The following is a 16,985-nucleotide window of genomic DNA, read 5'->3' on the forward strand; positions in this document are numbered from 1 at the left end:
TTCACGCCTTCCGCTTCAATCCATTCTGTTAAAAAACAACAACTTTCTATAACACTGCCTACATTTAAGAGTCCAATTTATCACCTGCACTATAAATGTAAGTGAGTAAGAATCTCCATATATAGAAAGCGGATTCAGTATGCTGGCTTTTTAAGTTTCCTTCTAGTTTAGCAAAGGCTTGGTTGCAATACAATAAAATTTAATTGGAAAAACCATTAAATTTTAAACAAAAAAACCCCCACTTTCATGGGGGTTTCAAGGTATATTCTAATTGACAAGCTTTTGAGCTTCCCGAAGTTGGAAGGTGCGGACCTTCCGTGGAAGGAAGCGGCGGATTTCATCCTCGTTATAGCCTACCTGCAGCCTTTTTTCATCCAGGATAATCGGGCGGCGAAGCAAACCCGGATTTTCCTTAATTAATTCAAACAGGTTCTGCAGAGGCATGGCTTCAAGGTTGACATCAAGCTTCTGGAATGTTTTCGAGCGAGTTGAGATGATCTCATCTGTCCCATCTTCAGTCATTCGAAGGATTTCCTTAATTTCATCGATTGATAATGGTTCAGAGAAGATATTCCTTTCTTTGTACGGAATCTCATGCTCTTCCAACCATGATTTTGCTTTCCTACATGATGTGCAGCTCGGTGAAGTGTATAGCGTTACCATTGTTTTTTCACACTCCTTCAGATTTAAGACCATCTATATGGTGGTATAAGAAATTACTATTTTTATAGTAATAAATTAAAATAATTATAAATAAGGAATTTATATTATTTATTATACAATATGACAGATTAAAACGATATAGTTTTTTGTATTCATTTCAACTTTAGGTTCATACCTTCTTATAGACGATTTAGAGCAGAAAAAGTTTCACTTTTTTAAAATCTTAATCTTTAATTTTCCCTCATCTCCCCTTAAATCGATATAAGATTCGAATAATTTTACCTCTTTATGTACGTATTGCGGCAAAATATTTAAAGATATAAACTTTTACCCTTTTTTTCAAGTTTAAAACATTTTTTGTTAAACTTTTTTTCTCAATGAATTTTTTTAATTGAAAAACTCACGGATGCCCTTGGGCTTAATGTTAAAGCATCTGAGGGAATTCCAATGTTTCTAGCAGCCGGGTAAGAGAAAATAAATTTCATCTCTAGAACCTGTTGTTTTCCTTTTAATAATGTTAGCTTTCTTTTAAAATAGAAGGTAGATACATAGCTATTATACAATCAGGAGGGGCAGGGGAAGAAGGATGGGAGAATATTTACTCGATTTTGCAATGGTCACAATCCTTATTGTTGGAATTACAGCTGTCATGGGTGTCTTAACCAATGGAATTGGTACTAGCTTATTTGCAAGAGGAAAAAAGAATGAGTTTGTTGACCAGATAGCCGGTAATCAAAAGGGCTGGAAGCAAGTGGGCGGCAAAAGGAAATAATTATAAATGAAAGCTGCAGAAGACCCCCATTGGGCCTGCAGTTTTTTTTATCCAAAAAAGGTGGCTCCTGATTCATTCAGGAGCCTTTGTTTATAGCTTATTTATACTGTGCTTTGTATTGCTGGAATTCCTTTTCGGAGCAAAGGACGTAGTGGCCAGGAGCTACTTCGCGCATTTCCACCTGCTCGTTGTCATCATAATCATGAACACTTGGATTATACGTTTTACGCTTTCGTGTACGCTCACTATCCGGGTCTGGAAGTGGAATTGCAGATAACAGAGATTGAGTATATGGGTGAAGCGGATTTTTATACAAATCCTCCGCCGGTGCCAATTCAACCAGCTTCCCGAAGTACATAACACCAATCCTATCACTGATATATTTAACCATTGAAAGGTCGTGGGCAATAAACAAATACGTCAGCCCTTTTTCACGCTGCAGCTTTTTCAAAAGATTGACAACCTGAGCCTGGATTGACACATCGAGTGCGGAGATAGGTTCATCCGCAATAATGAATTCAGGTTGAACAGCCAATGCACGAGCGATACCAATCCTTTGTCTCTGCCCACCCGAGAATTCGTGTGGATAGCGGTTCGCGTGCTCCTTGTTTAGGCCTACTGTTTCAAGCAGGGTGTAAACCCGCTCCATTCGTTCTTTTCTATTCTTGGCAAGGCCATGGATGTCAATACCTTCTGCTATAACATCCGCAACCTTCATTTTCGGGTTTAATGAAGCGTAAGGGTCCTGAAAAATCATTTGAATACTGCGATTGAACTTCTTAAGTTCATTTCGTGACTTTTTGTTGTGGACGTCTTCGCCTTTAAATTTAATGATACCATCGGTCTTATCATACAGTCTTATAATCGTTCGCCCCGTAGTTGACTTCCCACATCCGGATTCACCTACAAGACCTAGGGTTTCCCCTTTATAAATATCAAATGAGATGCCATCAATTGCCTTTACTTCATTTGGCTTACCAACATTAAAATATTGCTTTAAATTGCTGATTTCTAAAAGCTTTTCCTTATTTTCCATACCTTTTCCTCCTCTCCACCATTTTTAACGCATGAATTTTTTCATTCGCATTTTTACTGCAGCTGGCGGTTCTACCTTAGGAGCATCCGGATGCAATAACCAAGTAGCAGCATAATGTGTATCCGATACTTTAAACATTGGGGGCTGCTCTTCTAAATCTATTTGCATTGCATATTCATTCCTAGGGGCAAATGCATCACCCTTTGGAGGATTCAAAAGATTAGGCGGTGTCCCGGGAATAGCGTATAATTCCTCATCCTTCGCATCCAAGCTTGGCATTGAACTGATTAATCCCCAAGTATATGGATGCTGCGGGTTGTAAAATACCTCATCAACGGTTCCGACTTCTACAATTTTTCCTCCATACATAACCGCAACCCGGTCTGCAACATTTGCAACTACACCAAGGTCGTGTGTAATAAAGATTATGGAAGTGTCAATCTTATTTTGCAAGTCTTTCATCAATTCAAGAATTTGAGCCTGTATGGTAACGTCAAGAGCTGTTGTTGGTTCATCAGCTATTAGCACTTTAGGATTACAGGCCAATGCAATGGCAATAACTACCCTTTGTCTCATACCGCCTGAGAACTGGTGCGGGTATTGCTTAACCCTTTGTTCTGGCTTCGGAATACCAACCAGCTGAAGAAGTTGAAGTGCCCTCTCCCTTGCAGCACCCTTACTCATTTTCTGGTGTTTGATCAGTGGTTCCATGATTTGCTTACCAACTGTCATGGTAGGGTTCAAGGATGTCATCGGATCCTGAAAAATCATCGAGATATCCTTCCCCCTGATATTTTGCATTTTCTTATCACTTAATTTTACCAAGTCTTTACCATCAAATAGTATTTGTCCACTTTTGATTTCTGAATTCCCTGCTGGTAAGAGACTCATAATTGCTTTTGTCGTGACCGATTTCCCTGAACCCGACTCACCAACAATGGCAAGAGTTTCACCGCGTTTCAAATCAAAACTTACTCCGCGGATTGCCTGGACTTCACCGCCAAATGTATGAAAAGAAATACTTAAATCCTTTACTTCAAGTACTTTATCCATTTAAATTCACCTACCCTTTTAATCGCGCATTTTTGGATCAAGCGCATCCCTTAAACCGTCTGCCAACATGTTGAATGCGATCATAATGACACTTATTATAATGGCCGGCACAATCATTTCATGTGGATGTAGACGAATCACTTTAAATCCTTCATCAATTAATGTTCCCAATGACGCATGCGGGTCCTGTAAGCCTAAACCAATAAAACTTAAGAAGGCTTCAGAGAAAATTGCATTTGGAATTGTGAACATTGTATTTATAATTATGACTCCAGCCAGGTTTGGCAATAAATGTTTAAAAATGATTTTCATATGGGAATTTCCAAGTGTTTTTGAAGCCAGGACGTATTCTTGTTCCTTTAGCTTCAGGACTTGAGCCCTGACCACACGTGCCATCCCTACCCATCCTGTGACTGTCAATGCAATGGTAATTGATAGGATACCGGGTTCCATAACTAATATCATCAGTATAACAACAACAAGGAATGGTATACCGATAAGAACTTCGGTAATCCTCTGCATGATGTTATCAAGTCGTCCGCCAAAATAACCTGAAATTGCTCCGTATGCAACCCCTATAACCATATCAATTGCAGCAGCAAGGAGAGCGATATATAAGGAAATCTGGGTTCCTTTCCATACTCGGGAGAATAGGTCCCGACCGAGTGCATCTGTTCCAAACCAGTAATATTCATCGACCTTTTTCTGCTCATATACATTGATTTCCTTACCGGCTTTATTTTCTTTTACACCATCAAAAGGAAGCCAGCTTATATTTTCCAATACTTGTACCCTTGGAGGTAAATTGTTGTGCCTTACATTTTGTGTATCGTACTCTTTTCCACTAATAAGAGGGCCAATAAAAGCCATAATGATAATAATAGCCATGACCACGATGCTTATTAGAGCAGCTTTATTTTTCCTTATCCGAAGCCAGGCATCTTGCCAAAAGCTTAGGCTTGGCCTATTAATTTCTTCACCTTTTGAAGCATCAATAACTGCTGGCTGGAACTTTTCCTTTGGAATATGAATTTCATGGTTAGACATTATTTTTTCCCTCCCGACAGCCTGATGCGAGGGTCAATAATTCCGTACAGAATATCAACCACAAGTATGACAATTACAAATAAGAAAGCAAATAGTATTGTCGTACCCATAATAACAGGATAATCGTTAAGCGTTACTGCTTTGACAAATTGTTCACCAAGTCCTGGGATTGCAAATATTTTTTCAATAACGAGTGATCCAGTCATTAGTGAAACTGCTAGCGGACCGAGTACAGTTACCAACGGAATAAGAGCATTCCTTAAGGCATGCTTGAAAATGATTTGGCCATAACTAGCCCCTTTTGCTCTCGCTAGCGTAATATAATCCGAGCCCAGTACATCAATCATTTCCGTCCTTACGAATCTTGCAGTAATAGCAATTGGGAACATGGAAAGTGCAATCGTAGGCAGCACGGTGTATTCAGGCCCCTTCCAGAAAAGGACCGGAAACCATCCTAATTTAACACCAACAAAATATTGCAGCAAACCGGCAAAAACGAAGTTAGGAATAGACTTACCAACTACCGCAACAAAAGTGGAGCTATAATCGATCCAAGTATTTTGACGGAGTGCAGAAATAACACCAAGTAACAGTCCTATTATCGCCCCAACCACCATTGCCTGGAGACCTAGTTGGGCAGATGGACCAATACGTTTGAACATTAAATCGCTAACAGGTGTATTGCTGAATTGGAATGAAATTCCAAGGTCGCCTTGAACCAGGTTCCACATGTATCTAGCATACTGGACTGGCACTGGCTGATCCAAGCCGTACTTTGCCTTCATAATTTCCAATTGTGCGGGGGGTAATTTTGCAGCGCTGGCGAAAGGAGTTCCAGGAATTATTTTCATTAAGAAAAATGTTAATGATGCGATGATGAAGAGGGTGATAAACATATAAAATACCCTTCTTAGTAAATATTTCGCCATTTGTACACCTCCTATAAATTTTCCCTATTTTTCGATAACTTTTATACAGGGAAAAAGAGAGTATATCAATTTATATACTCTCTTTTCCGCTTTAGAAATAGTATGCAATTCTAAATTAGAAACTATTATTATTTATTTATTCCCCTTCAATTGTAACCCATTGGAATGAGTAATCTGGGCCGTAATTGTAGATAGAAAGACCTTTAACTTTAGGATTCAGAAGGATATTAGCTGCGCGCTGGTAAACAGGAGCAATACCTGCATCTTCCTCAAGCATGATTCTTTCAGCTTCTTGCTGTGCTTCAAAGTTGGCTGCAGGATCTGTAGCAAGTTCACCTTGAGCCTTTTTAATCAACTCATCGTATTTAGGGTTGGAGTAGCCCATACGGTTGCTTCCTCCATTTGTGATCCAAAGATCCGTAAAGGAAAGAGCGTTACCGTAGTCTGGTCCCCAGCCTGCGAATTGAAGATCATAGTCCATTGAATTGTCGCGCTCAAGGCGGACTGCAAATGGTACACTTTCAAGCTTGATAGTCAAACCAGGAAGGTTTGTTTCCAGCTGGTTCTTGATATATGCATCAGTCTTCTTGGCAGCTTCAGTATCCCCACCAAGGTACCTTAATTCAAGTTTGTCCACACCAAGTTCTTTCAGTCCAGCTTCCCAAGACTTCTTCGCTTCTTCAGCGTTGAAGGAAATCAATTGAGGATGCTTGTCACGGAAGTCTTTTCCATCATGCTCAACAAAATCCTTTGGAACAATGTAGTCTGCAGGAATTGAACCATTATTCAGGATGCTTGCAGTCAGGTCTTCCTTATTGAATCCAGTTGCAATCGCCCTACGGATATTCTCGTTAGCAAGTGCTTTATTCTTCTGGTTCAATTTGATCCAGAATACAGTCGGCTCAAGCCAGCTTACCATACGGTCATCGCCTTCATAAGAAGGAACAATGTCAGTAGATAGAAGACCTGTCATGTCAGTTTCATCTGCTTCGAAAGCATTTACTGCTGCGTTGGAATCTTTAACAACGTTAACAGTGATCTTCTCAAGCTTTACGCTGTCAGCATTCCAGTAGTCAGGGTTCTTTTCAAGTACCCACTCAGTTGCTTCGGTTCCATCCCATTTAGTCATTTTGAACGGACCGTTGTAAAGAAGGTTTTCGGCATTGCTAGCGTATGCTTCGCCTTTTTCTTCAAAGAACTTTTTGTTTTGCGGATAGAATGTTGGGAAAGCAAAAAGGTCTTCCCAGTATACAACCGGCTTTTCAAGTGTTACTTCAAGAGTTTTATCATCAAGAGCCTTTACACCAAGTTCAGTGACATCATAAGGCTTCTTGTCTGCTGCTGCTTGAGTAATTTTTTCAGCGTTTTTAATTTTTCCACCCATCATATATGGACCGTATGGGGAAGCGGTCTTCGGATCAATTGCACGCTGCCACGCGAACACGAAGTCATGTGCTGTTACAGGGTCTCCGTTAGACCATTTTGTATCACGTAGTGTGAAAGTGAATACAGTTTTGTCCTCATTCACTTTTGGCTCACCGTCAGACAATGCTGGTACCGGCTTGTGGTTTTGATCAAGGCGGTAAAGGCCTTCACCAACGTTGTTGATGTAAGTAAAGCTTGTTGAACCTTCAGCAAGCACAGTATCCATTGTTGGGATTTCAGAAGAATCCAACATCCTAAGTTCCTGTGGGACATCCTGCTCAGCTGGCTTGTCCTTGTCCTTGTCTCCTTCATTTGCGGTTTCTCCACCACCGCTACATGCGGTTAAAAGGAGAGAGAATGCTAGACTTAAAACTAAAAGCAGTGTCCATTTTGACTTTTTCAAAGAAGTTCCCCCTTTTGTAATTTTTCTGAAAACTTTCAAAACTAATTATATAAAAATTTAATAAAATGTACAATCTTTTTTTACAAGAAATTTTTGGGCTTTAAAGATAAGCTAATATTTTTCACGCAATAATTTAATGTGTTATACTTTGAAATATGATTTTACTATGTATTTTTTAATGCAAATGATTAAAGGATGAGAAAAAGTGCACATTTTCAGCAAAAAAATGGTTTCTGCCTTCTTAATTTGCCAAGGTTTTATCTTTATGCTTTCTTTTATTTTTTATAAAAAAATCACATTGCTTTATTATATAAATATATCCTTTTATCTGTCCGGAACCATGGTTTTCCTCTCCCTGCTGTTTTATACCATCCACTCGGGATTCTTTGACACGGTGTTTCATTCATTCAGGACTCTTTTTACCAAAGAAGAAAAAAGCGAAGAGCAATCAAAAGCAGATAAACCGCAGCTTTCAGAGCTTATCAATTTAAATATTTCACCGTTTGCACAGCTTGGCGTGGTTAATTTGCTCTTTATGCTAGGAAGTTTGATTTTATTTTACTTGTAAATGCTAGAGAACTTGATAATCAAAAAAAGAATACTTATAATAAATTTAAATTTTAAAATGATAATGATAAATGCAATGAGAAAGAATAGTACATTTGCCGTAGGCTTTCAGAGAGTTTGTGGGTGGTGCGAACAAACAGCCAGGCTTTTGGAATGGACTTTTGAGCCCCGGGAAGGAAACAGCAAGTATGTCCCGGCGTATGCCAGACGTTAGATTGGCTCCCCTTTACCAAGGGGACTAAGCGGCTTGAACAAGCAATTAGGGTGGCACCACGGACCATTCGTCCCTATCTACATGGGGAGGAATGGTCTTTTTTTATTGCAAAAGCGCAAGCGCCTCGATCATCGCCGTACAAAATGGAGGGGCTTCGACTGAGATACGATGGATCTTCCATCAGTGGTGAATTTCCACTGATGGTTAGATGAAGCAATCGGACCTTTAGTGTCAGTTGCCACGAAGGGGGCTTACTGACATTTAAGGTGGGATAAAGGAATCACGAAGAGCGAATGAGCATTCGTGTATGACTTATCGTAGGGAGGAGACCTGAAGTTTGCGCACGCGTAGGCGCTGGAGCTAGACGTACCCATTTGATAAAAAGATAAGGAGGCTTGATTTATGAAAACCATTTTCTCAGGGATTCAGCCTAGTGGAACGATTACTCTTGGGAATTATATTGGAGCTTTAAAGCAATTCGTCGAGCTGCAGGAAGAATACAATTGTTATTTTTGTATTGTTGACCAACATGCAATTACTGTACCTCAGGATCGGATGGAGCTCCGGAAAAATATTAGAAGCCTTGCTGCACTGTATCTGGCAGTCGGCCTGGATCCTGAACGGGCGACATTGTTCATTCAATCCGAAGTGCCCGCACATGCTCAGGCTGGTTGGATGATGCAATGCGTGTCCTACATTGGTGAGCTAGAACGGATGACCCAATTTAAGGATAAATCAGCTGGCAAGGACGCTGTTTCGGCAGGATTGCTTACTTATCCTCCGCTTATGGTAGCTGATATTCTCCTCTATAGATCCGATTTGGTTCCTGTCGGCGAAGATCAGAAACAGCATCTTGAACTAACAAGGGACCTCGCAGAACGATTCAATAAGAAGTACAATGAAATCTTTACCATTCCTGAGGTTCGGATTCCTAAAGTCGGTGCAAAGATTATGTCCCTGCAGGATCCAACCAAAAAAATGAGTAAATCCGACCCAAACACAAAATCGTTCATTTCCATCCTGGACGAACCAAAACAAATTGAGAAAAAAGTAAAAAGCGCTGTAACCGATTCAGAAGGCATTGTTCGCTTTGACAAGGAAAACAAGCCAGGCGTTTCCAACCTGTTGACTATTTACTCTATTCTTGGCGGAAAAACAATTGCTGAACTCGAAAATGCTTATGAGGGCAAAGGCTATGGCGAATTTAAGGCAGATTTGGCTGAGGTGGTAGTTGGTATACTTAAACCGATTCAGGATAGATATAATCAGTTAATGGAATCCTCGGAACTTGATGATATCCTCGACCGAGGCGCAGAAAAAGCAAATAGAACTGCCACAAAAATGCTTAAGAAAATGGAAAATGCGATGGGCCTCGGCAGAAAAAGACGCTAAGCCTAAGCTACTCAATTCCAAGTAAAAAGGCATTCACTCCCTTGATTTGGGTTGAATGCCTTTTTAAATATTTCGGGTTACAAAATTTCGACTATATAATAGAAGAAACGTAACCGGTTTCAATAATTAAATTACCTTCTTAATTGACTTTAGGTCCGGTTTCCATTTCCCAGAGCTTCTCAAAGAAAGGTTGCCCTTTAATCAGGTTTTCGCAAAAATGTTCATGCTTTTCACTCCACCCCTGCTTCACATTTGCGAAAAGCTGTCTCCAGGCCTCATCGAATGTCAAACTCTGTATCACATTATATTGTTCAGGACACCATTCTGTATACCAATATCTTACCTCCGCATCGTTCCCTGACGATTGGAGCTGGTCCAGTGCCATAAATAGCAATTGTTTAAGCTGACGTTCCTTACGTGTTAGGCCAGTCATCAGCTCGGGTTCAGGGGAAAGAATATGAAACTCCTTTACACCCTGCTCCTTTTTAAAGGAATACCGGAAAGAATCATGATTTTCAACCATTTCATATACTAGCTGCTCTTGTCTGGGAATTAATCTGCTTTTTCTGACAGGTATATTATACCCTATCGTATCAACGACTAGAATTTCGTTTCCATCTGTAACAATGAAGCAGTATTCCAGCTGGATGCGCTCGTGATTCTTCCTTAAGTAAGCTTTTTGGAATACATCATCAAGGAGCTGTTGAGGCAGTGGTGCCAGGTCATTTTCAATGTAATGAAAAAGGACTGGTTCAACTTTTAAAAGGGGCACCTGGTCAAGTAATTCAACTCCATCATCTTTTCTCCACTCATGAAAATGGCAAACATTGTAGCCATTTTCCTCGCCTTCAAACCAGTTTACCCAGACATCATGAAGATATAGCATTGTTCGACCCCTCACTTCAAGAATCCATTTGTCAATCAGTATAGGCAGCCGTAAGTCAAATTATTCCTTTCTTTCCACTTATCAATTTCAGTTTTCTTATTTAGGCCTTCCTATTTAGTCAAGAGTAATCCTGATTATGAAACACTCAAATTCCATTTACTCCTTTAGGGTGGACGGCCAAAATATGCTCAAGGTTATGATTAAGATTCCAATAGGAAACAGATAACAATCTGGACGCTGTATAATATATTCTAGATAGCCGCCATAGTTTACTCCCACAGCTAACACATTTAAATAGGCAATGATACTTATTCCCCCTGATACCGCAAGACCAAATCCAACTCCCCAAAAAATTGCCCTCATGACCATGGCATGTCCCCTTTTTAAAACTAAGCCGGCCTGTCCTTTCTTAATGGATATGTCACACTATGAAAATTTATGAGTTTCAATAAAAACTAAAGGAAGGCATCATTTGATACCTTTTGACTAGATTTGATAATTAATTAACCCAAAACAAGACACAAAAAAATCTACCATGTAGGCATGGTAGATTTTATCTGCGTGATTTAGGGTTAAATGCGTCCTTCAATCCTTCTCCAATGAAGTTAATTGATAGAATTGTCATGGTAATAATCAAAGCTGGCGGTACCCAGATCCAAAGCTTTCCTTGAAGCACATCTGGTTCATTTGCACTTGAAAGCATATTTCCCCAGCTTGGAGTTTCTTGCGGTACCCCGAATCCAAGGTAGCTGAGCCCTGTCTCAGCAACAATCATACTCGCAAACAGGATGGTAGCCTGTACAATGATTGTCGACATGACATTCGGTAAAAGATGTTTCGTTATAACCTTAAACGGTGAACACCCTATTGATACTGCTGCAATTATATATTCGTTTTCCTTTTCAGCAAGAATCTTACTTCGGACTATCCTTGCAACACCGCCCCAGCTAAGAAGGCTGATTGTGCCAATTAATACCCAGACACCGGATACAACTCCCATAAGGATAGCGTTTAAAACAATAACAAATACGAGGAATGGGAAGTTTAAAACGAAATCTGTAAACCTCATTAACAAATTATCAATTGAGCCGCCGAAGTAGCCGGCAATTGAACCAACCAGTGTCCCAAGAAAAACTACAAAAATAGTACATGATATTCCTACCATTAAGGATATACGCCCGCCGTATAGCAGTCTAGTGAATACATCTCTGCCGCTTTTGTCTGTTCCCAGCCAGTGGTCGGCGGAAGGTTTCAAGGACATTTCACCAATGTTGATCCTCGTAATATCTGCAGTTGTAATATATGGTGCCAAAAACGACACAATTGAAACAATAAGCAGGAAAATAAGACTGGTCATTGCCAATTTGTTCTTCAGGAACTTCTTACGAGCGAGCGCCAACGGAGACAAGCTTCTCTTAGGGGGCGCTACGTTTACTTCTGTGTCTTTTTGAGTTGCAATTTCCATTATTTGTTCCCCCCTAATCCAGCCTGATTCTCGGATCGACTACGCCATACAGGATGTCCGCTACTAAGTTGCCAATCAATGTCAGGAATGAAAATAGCATAGTCAGCGCCATCATGAGCGGATAGTCATTTGTCCTTACTGACTGAAGGAACAGCTGGCCAATTCCGGGATAGGTAAAGATTGTTTCTGTAATAATAGCTCCACTGATGATAGCAACAATATCAAAACCCAGGAAAGTAATCAAAGGAATAATGGAGTTCCGGAGAATATGTACATTGTATATCTTTTTTTCCGGTGTTCCTTTTGCCCTGGCTGTCCTAACATAATCCTTGCGGCTATTTTCAATAATGTCATTGCGCAAGAACTGGGTATAGCTGGCTGTACTGAGTAAACCTAGAACAAGTGCAGGAAGTATAACATGATGAAGTTTGCTTAGATAATAATCCAAGGTTCCATCATCAATAGTAATATCTACAGATCCGTTTGACGGAAACCAGTTAAGCGAGAATGAAAAAATATAGATCGCGAATACACCGGCAATGAATGAAGGTATCGAGAGACCCAGATAATTAGCCCCGGCAATCAGGTTATCCCCTAGAGTGTACGGTTTTCTTCCGGAAAATGTCCCCATTATAAATGCCAGAATATAAGTTATAAGAATCGCCGTACCCCCAAGCATAAGGGTATTTGGCACTTTCTCCATGATTACATCCGCAACCGGTATCTTAAAACGGGTCGATTGCCCGAAGTCGCCCTGGACAAAGTCTGAAATCCAGTTGAAGTACTGAACTGGTAGCGGGTCATAATAGCCCAGTTTCTGCCGCATTTCTTCAATATATTGCGGGTCCGTGTTGTTTGGGTCAATTTCTCCACTGAGACCATCACCTGGCATTAATTTTGCAAGTGTGAATACAACAATGGAGATAAGGAGTAACATTGGGAGCATGCCCAACAGTCTTCGGAGCGAATATTTCAACATATGCATTCTCCTTACCTAAGCTGCGCCTTTAGCCGCGCTTTTTAACCTTCATAAAGGACATATTGGCTCCCACCACTGCCCTTAGGCTTAGGTGGAAGCCAGCTGTCCTTCACATAATTCGTACTATAATTGGTTCCCGCTGCAGCTTACAGCGGTTTTCCAAACCATCAGGGATGCAGATGCCTCACTAATGATATTACTTCTTTTATTGCTCCAGCCACCATTCGTGTGGACGGTTAGAACCGGAAACATCGTATTTAACGCCTTGTACACGCTTGTTAAGGGCTACAACTTCTTCGAGTTCAGCGATTGGAAGTGCAGGAAGCTCATCCATGAAGTGTTTTTGCCACTGAACATAAAGGTCTTTACGCTTTTCCTGGTCTGTTCCAACAATTGATACATCTAGAGCGTCTTCAAGTAACTTGTCGCCTTCTGCACTAGACCAGCGTGGGTAGTTCCAAAGTGCATCTGTTTTCCAAAGGCCGGATGGATCTGGATCCGCACCTGTAGACCAGCCGCCGAAGAATACTTCCATTTTCTTATCAGACTTTTCAAGCATGTCGTAGTACAGTGTAGCATCAGTCATAGTAAGCTTGGACTTCAAACCAACTGCTTCCCAGTACTGAGTCAATGCTTTAGCACGAGCTTCAAAAGTAGGGTTTTGAGTTGCATAGTGCGCGAAGCTTACTTCGAATTTCTTGCCTTTTGGATCTTCACGGAATCCGTCTCCATCAACATCTTTCCAGCCAGCATCTTCAAGGATTTGCTTTGCTTTTTCTGGATCAAATGCATATTGCTCAAGCTCGCTGTTGTCAGCTGCAATCCAGTGGCTTGTAGGGATTGGGCGGTTAACCGGCTTACCTACGCCATAGAAGAATGCTTTAACCCACTCTTCACGGTTGATTGCATAGTACATTGCCTGGCGAAGTGCCTTATCAGCATACTTAGGCTCGTTCATAACGTTTTTCTTGCCATCCCAGTTACCAAGTTTAAAGCCAACATAGTAGTAGGAAAGGCCTGGGTATTTCACAACATTTACTGTATCAAGTGCAGAGACTTGATCGATGATGCTTGGGTGGAACGAAGTCATGTCAAGAGTGCCGTTCTGGAGTTCCCCGACAGTCAGGGAAGGATCGATAACCTTCATGACAACCTTTTCGATATGAGGCTTGCCTAGGAAATAATCATCAAAGCGCTCAAGCTCGACGGACTCGCCTGGTACAACTTTTGTAACTTTGAATGGTCCAAGACCAACTGGCTTAGTACGTACTTGCTCAGACTTCATCATATCTTTTACTGCTACGCCTTCGAATTCTTTACGGGACATTGCGTATGTCCAGAAGTTCTCAAGGTTGTTTACACGGGCTTTGTCAAAAGTAACTTCCATTTCGTAGTCGTTGATGATTTTGATACCGGAAATGGAGTCTGCTTTGCCATCTTTGTATTCAGGAACACCTACTACAGTTTGGACGTTAACATAACGCGGGCCTTCATAGTCCTTGTCAGCAAGAACTTTGATTGCGAATTCCCAGTCCTGAATCTTTAGTTCTTCACCGTTATGCCATTTTACGCCTTCTTTGATTTTGAACTTGTAGACTTTGTTATCAGATGTTTCCCAAGAAGCGATGTGTGGCTGTGGCTTCAGGTTTTCATCAAAGTCGATCAAGTTTTCATCGAAGAAATCAATTACATAAGCATCAGTCTGTGTGCCATAGAAGTTGATATTGAACTTGCCTTCTGGAGCTGAGTCAAGTGAGTAATTGAGTGTGCCGCCATCTTTCGGCTTAGACTCCTCAGTATCTTTTCCATCTCCGCCCTGTGGCTTTTTGTCGTTGTTAGCCTTTTCTCCTCCGCTGCATGCTGCCAAGAACATTGATAAAACAAGGACCAGAGCAGACAGCCATAACCAATTCTTCTTCATTTCTTTCCCCCCAGTTAAGTATTTGCACTGCAAGCGCCCGGGATATGTATAGTTGGGCGCATTTAAAACGCGGCTTAGCCGTGTTTTATAAAATTTGTAAAGCTCGATAGCAGTTAAGCTGCAAATCGGGCGCTTGCGCCATTCTCCTATCTAGTACAGGTGGCAAGCCACTCGGTGCGCTGGCTTCACCTCCTTTAATTCCGGTTTTGTAACGGAACATTGCTCCATTGCCATCGGACAGCGCGGGTGGAACGGGCATCCGGTTGGAGGATTCAATGGGCTTGGCACATCGCCTTTCAGGATAATCCGATCCTTTTTCTTCCTTGGGTCAGGACTTGGGATTGCGGATATTAATGCCTGGGTATATGGATGAAGCGGCTCGGCATACAAGCTGTCCTTGTCCGCAATTTCAACCATGTTCCCCAGGTACATAACCCCGATACGGTCGCTCATATGCTTGACGACACTTAAATCATGGGCGATGAACAGGAAAGTAAGATCAAATTCCTCCTGCAGGTCTTTCAGCAAGTTCAGGACCTGGGATTGAACGGATACATCAAGAGCTGACACTGGCTCATCGGCGATAATAAGTTTAGGGCGGAGAGCCAGGGCCCTCGCAATCCCGATTCTTTGCCTTTGGCCGCCTGAAAATTCGTGAGCGTACTTGTAATACGCATCTTCCGGAAGGCCAACCTTTCCAAGAAGGTCCATGACCTCTCTTTTCAGCTCTTCCTTCGGTTTTTTCGTAAAGTTATAGATTGGTTCGGCGATAATGTCACCTACCATTTGCATCGGGTTTAGAGATGCATAGGGGTCCTGGAAGACCATTTGCAAATCTTTGCGGATTTCGCGAAGTGATTTTCCAGTAACATTTGTAATATCCTTTCCCTCAAAAAGGATTTTTCCATCCGTAGGCTTTAAGAGCCTGAGGATGGTGCGGCCAGCTGTGGATTTCCCGCAACCGGATTCGCCAACGAGTCCGAGGGTTTCACCTTTTTTAATTTCAAAGGATATATCGTCGACTGCCTTTACGTTACCAACAGTCCTTCTGAAAAATCCGCCCTTGACAGGATAGTAGGTTTTGAGATTCTTAATTTCGAGCAAATTTTCCCCGCTGGGAGACCTATGTATTCGGTTTACATCCGCAGTCAATGTACCGCTCATCGGTTAGCCACTCCTTCCTTGGGTCTTGATGTTTCGAAGAGCAGGCAGGCAACATCATGCCCGCCGCCGGTATCGGCAAGTTTTGGAGTGACTGTTTGGCACTCCGGCATCGCCATCGGGCAGCGGTTTGCAAATCGGCAGCCATTTTTCTTCATGTTAGTCAGTGAAGGGACGATACCGCTTATTGTGCTTAATCGTTCAGATTCATCTTCCATCTTCGGAATAGCTCCGAGAAGAAGTGTGGTGTATGGATGTTGTGGGTTATAAAAAAGCGTTTCCACATCAGTACGCTCCACTATCCTTCCGGCATACATGACGATTACTTCGTCACACATTTCAGCAACGACACCAAGGTCATGTGTAATCAGGATGACCGACATATCATTTACTTCCTGAATTTCCTTAAGCAGTTCAAGAATTTGTGCCTGGACCGTAACGTCTAGGGCTGTGGTAGGCTCATCAGCAATCAAAAGCTTAGGCTGGCAGGCAATTGCCATCGCTATCATGACGCGCTGTCTCATACCGCCAGACAACTGGTGAGGATATTCATCCACAATTTTCTCTGGACGGGAAATGCCTACACTTTTTAAAAGTGCAATAGATTTAAGGCGAGCTTCTTTTTTATCAATTTTTTGATGATTAAAAAGAACTTCCTGAATTTGATAACCAATTGTAAAAACGGGATTAAGAGAAGTCATTGGCTCCTGGAAGATCATCGAGATATCTTTTCCGCGGATTTTGTTCACTTCATTCTCGTTCAGCTTTTCTATGTTGATGCCATCAAAAATGATTTCTCCGGCATTTATCTTACCGATTCCCTTTGGAAGAAGCTTCATAATCGAAAGGCTCATAACGGATTTACCGCAGCCCGACTCACCTACTACTCCGACAATCTGCCGGGGCTTGACCTTAAAGGACACACCATCAACCGCATTATAAAATGTACCATCGATATCGAAGGCTGTTTCCAAATTCTTTACTTCCAGTAATGGTGCTCCACCTTGTTGGGAAATTTTCGCGCTCATACGACACCCTCTTACTTTTCAATTATTCTGCCAATTCACTATAT

General features: G+C 41.5%; 16 protein-coding genes and 1 other annotated feature. Of the genes, 3 read left to right on the forward strand and 13 right to left on the reverse strand.

The window, feature by feature from the left end; genetic code table 11:
* Nucleotides 1–267: 267 nt before the first annotated feature.
* Nucleotides 268–663 carry a transcriptional regulator SpxA gene (gene spxA / locus TY16_RS17140; protein ID WP_043933042.1) on the reverse strand — a complete coding sequence of 132 codons (396 nt, stop codon included), beginning with the start codon at nucleotides 661–663 and terminating at the stop codon, nucleotides 268–270.
* A 586-nt stretch (nucleotides 664–1,249) separates the two neighbouring features.
* Here spxA and TY16_RS17145 point away from each other — a divergent pair.
* Nucleotides 1,250–1,435 carry a hypothetical protein gene (locus TY16_RS17145; RefSeq protein ID WP_043933043.1) on the forward strand — a complete coding sequence of 62 codons (186 nt, stop codon included), beginning with the start codon at nucleotides 1,250–1,252 and terminating at the stop codon, nucleotides 1,433–1,435.
* Nucleotides 1,436–1,532: 97 nt separating this feature from the next.
* Here the strand turns inward: TY16_RS17145 and TY16_RS17150 are convergent, their stop codons facing one another.
* From TY16_RS17150 to TY16_RS26955, 6 genes are all read right to left on the reverse strand, one after another.
* A complete protein-coding gene (locus TY16_RS17150; protein ID WP_043933044.1) occupies nucleotides 1,533–2,471 on the reverse strand; it encodes an ABC transporter ATP-binding protein in 939 nt (312 codons plus the stop codon).
* A gap of 24 nt (nucleotides 2,472–2,495) precedes the next feature.
* Nucleotides 2,496–3,524, reverse strand: coding sequence for an ABC transporter ATP-binding protein (locus TY16_RS17155; protein ID WP_043933045.1), 1,029 nt, complete (start codon nucleotides 3,522–3,524; stop codon nucleotides 2,496–2,498).
* Between the two features lie 18 nt (nucleotides 3,525–3,542).
* Complete coding sequence (opp3C, locus tag TY16_RS17160) at nucleotides 3,543–4,571, reverse strand: oligopeptide ABC transporter permease (protein ID WP_043933046.1); 1,029 nt, start codon at nucleotides 4,569–4,571, stop codon at nucleotides 3,543–3,545.
* The gene (gene opp3b / locus TY16_RS17165; protein WP_043933047.1) at nucleotides 4,571–5,500 is read right to left on the reverse strand and encodes an oligopeptide ABC transporter permease; all 930 of its coding nucleotides are present in this window, start codon (nucleotides 5,498–5,500) and stop codon (nucleotides 4,571–4,573) included. Before opp3b ends, opp3C begins: the two co-directional genes overlap by 1 nt.
* Nucleotides 5,501–5,636: 136 nt before the next feature.
* A complete protein-coding gene (locus tag TY16_RS17170) occupies nucleotides 5,637–7,328 on the reverse strand; it encodes a peptide ABC transporter substrate-binding protein (RefSeq protein ID WP_043933048.1) in 1,692 nt (563 codons plus the stop codon).
* A 241-nt stretch (nucleotides 7,329–7,569) separates the two neighbouring features.
* Nucleotides 7,570–7,731, reverse strand: coding sequence for a hypothetical protein (locus TY16_RS26955; RefSeq protein ID WP_231505641.1), 162 nt, complete (start codon nucleotides 7,729–7,731; stop codon nucleotides 7,570–7,572).
* Here TY16_RS26955 and TY16_RS27325 point away from each other — a divergent pair.
* Nucleotides 7,669–7,896, forward strand: coding sequence for a DUF3899 domain-containing protein (locus tag TY16_RS27325; RefSeq protein ID WP_442853253.1), 228 nt, complete (start codon nucleotides 7,669–7,671; stop codon nucleotides 7,894–7,896). The genes TY16_RS26955 and TY16_RS27325 overlap by 63 nt on opposite strands.
* A 66-nt stretch (nucleotides 7,897–7,962) precedes the next feature.
* Nucleotides 7,963–8,187: a binding site (T-box leader), on the forward strand.
* Nucleotides 8,188–8,511: 324 nt separating this feature from the next.
* Entirely contained in the window at nucleotides 8,512–9,501 is a 990-nt protein-coding gene (trpS, locus tag TY16_RS17185) for a tryptophan--tRNA ligase (protein WP_043933050.1), read from the forward strand.
* 139 nt (nucleotides 9,502–9,640) lie between these two features.
* On the opposite strand, the gene TY16_RS17190 is transcribed toward trpS, so the two are convergent.
* From TY16_RS17190 to TY16_RS17220, 6 genes are all read right to left on the reverse strand, one after another.
* Nucleotides 9,641–10,387 carry a YjbA family protein gene (locus TY16_RS17190; protein WP_043933051.1) on the reverse strand — a complete coding sequence of 249 codons (747 nt, stop codon included), beginning with the start codon at nucleotides 10,385–10,387 and terminating at the stop codon, nucleotides 9,641–9,643.
* A gap of 553 nt (nucleotides 10,388–10,940) precedes the next feature.
* Nucleotides 10,941–11,852: an oligopeptide ABC transporter permease gene (gene opp4C, locus TY16_RS17200; protein ID WP_043933053.1), complete on the reverse strand. Its 912-nt coding sequence runs from the start codon at nucleotides 11,850–11,852 to the stop codon at nucleotides 10,941–10,943.
* A gap of 13 nt (nucleotides 11,853–11,865) precedes the next feature.
* Nucleotides 11,866–12,831, reverse strand: coding sequence for an oligopeptide ABC transporter permease (gene opp4B / locus TY16_RS17205; RefSeq protein ID WP_043933054.1), 966 nt, complete (start codon nucleotides 12,829–12,831; stop codon nucleotides 11,866–11,868).
* A 205-nt stretch (nucleotides 12,832–13,036) separates the two neighbouring features.
* Complete coding sequence (gene opp4A, locus TY16_RS17210) at nucleotides 13,037–14,752, reverse strand: oligopeptide ABC transporter substrate-binding protein (protein ID WP_043933055.1); 1,716 nt, start codon at nucleotides 14,750–14,752, stop codon at nucleotides 13,037–13,039.
* Between the two features lie 150 nt (nucleotides 14,753–14,902).
* Nucleotides 14,903–15,916: an ABC transporter ATP-binding protein gene (locus tag TY16_RS17215; protein WP_043933056.1), complete on the reverse strand. Its 1,014-nt coding sequence runs from the start codon at nucleotides 15,914–15,916 to the stop codon at nucleotides 14,903–14,905.
* Entirely contained in the window at nucleotides 15,913–16,941 is a 1,029-nt protein-coding gene (locus TY16_RS17220) for an ABC transporter ATP-binding protein (protein ID WP_043933057.1), read from the reverse strand. Before TY16_RS17220 ends, TY16_RS17215 begins: the two co-directional genes overlap by 4 nt.
* Nucleotides 16,942–16,985 lie beyond the last annotated feature (44 nt).

Source organism: Bacillus sp. EB01 (genome assembly GCF_000613125.1).
Classification (GTDB): Bacteria; Bacillota; Bacilli; order Bacillales; family Cytobacillaceae; genus Bacillus_D.

What these genes read in the sequence shown, in the direction of transcription:
- TY16_RS17190 (WP_043933051.1), bottom strand. Translation starts at nt 10,387, where the DNA reads ATGCTATATCTTCATGATGTCTGGGTAAACTGGTTTGAAGGCGAGGAA.
- opp3C (WP_043933046.1), bottom strand. Translation starts at nt 4,571, where the DNA reads ATGTCTAACCATGAAATTCATATTCCAAAGGAAAAGTTCCAGCCAGCA.
- TY16_RS17155 (WP_043933045.1), bottom strand. Translation starts at nt 3,524, where the DNA reads ATGGATAAAGTACTTGAAGTAAAGGATTTAAGTATTTCTTTTCATACA.
- TY16_RS17150 (WP_043933044.1), bottom strand. Translation starts at nt 2,471, where the DNA reads ATGGAAAATAAGGAAAAGCTTTTAGAAATCAGCAATTTAAAGCAATAT.
- TY16_RS17215 (WP_043933056.1), bottom strand. Translation starts at nt 15,916, where the DNA reads ATGAGCGGTACATTGACTGCGGATGTAAACCGAATACATAGGTCTCCC.
- opp4C (WP_043933053.1), bottom strand. Translation starts at nt 11,852, where the DNA reads ATGGAAATTGCAACTCAAAAAGACACAGAAGTAAACGTAGCGCCCCCT.
- TY16_RS17220 (WP_043933057.1), bottom strand. Translation starts at nt 16,941, where the DNA reads ATGAGCGCGAAAATTTCCCAACAAGGTGGAGCACCATTACTGGAAGTA.
- trpS (WP_043933050.1), top strand. Translation starts at nt 8,512, where the DNA reads ATGAAAACCATTTTCTCAGGGATTCAGCCTAGTGGAACGATTACTCTT.
- TY16_RS26955 (WP_231505641.1), bottom strand. Translation starts at nt 7,731, where the DNA reads ATGAAACACCGTGTCAAAGAATCCCGAGTGGATGGTATAAAACAGCAG.
- spxA (WP_043933042.1), bottom strand. Translation starts at nt 663, where the DNA reads ATGGTAACGCTATACACTTCACCGAGCTGCACATCATGTAGGAAAGCA.
- opp3b (WP_043933047.1), bottom strand. Translation starts at nt 5,500, where the DNA reads ATGGCGAAATATTTACTAAGAAGGGTATTTTATATGTTTATCACCCTC.
- TY16_RS27325 (WP_442853253.1), top strand. Translation starts at nt 7,669, where the DNA reads ATGGTTTTCCTCTCCCTGCTGTTTTATACCATCCACTCGGGATTCTTT.
- TY16_RS17145 (WP_043933043.1), top strand. Translation starts at nt 1,250, where the DNA reads ATGGGAGAATATTTACTCGATTTTGCAATGGTCACAATCCTTATTGTT.
- opp4A (WP_043933055.1), bottom strand. Translation starts at nt 14,752, where the DNA reads ATGAAGAAGAATTGGTTATGGCTGTCTGCTCTGGTCCTTGTTTTATCA.
- opp4B (WP_043933054.1), bottom strand. Translation starts at nt 12,831, where the DNA reads ATGTTGAAATATTCGCTCCGAAGACTGTTGGGCATGCTCCCAATGTTA.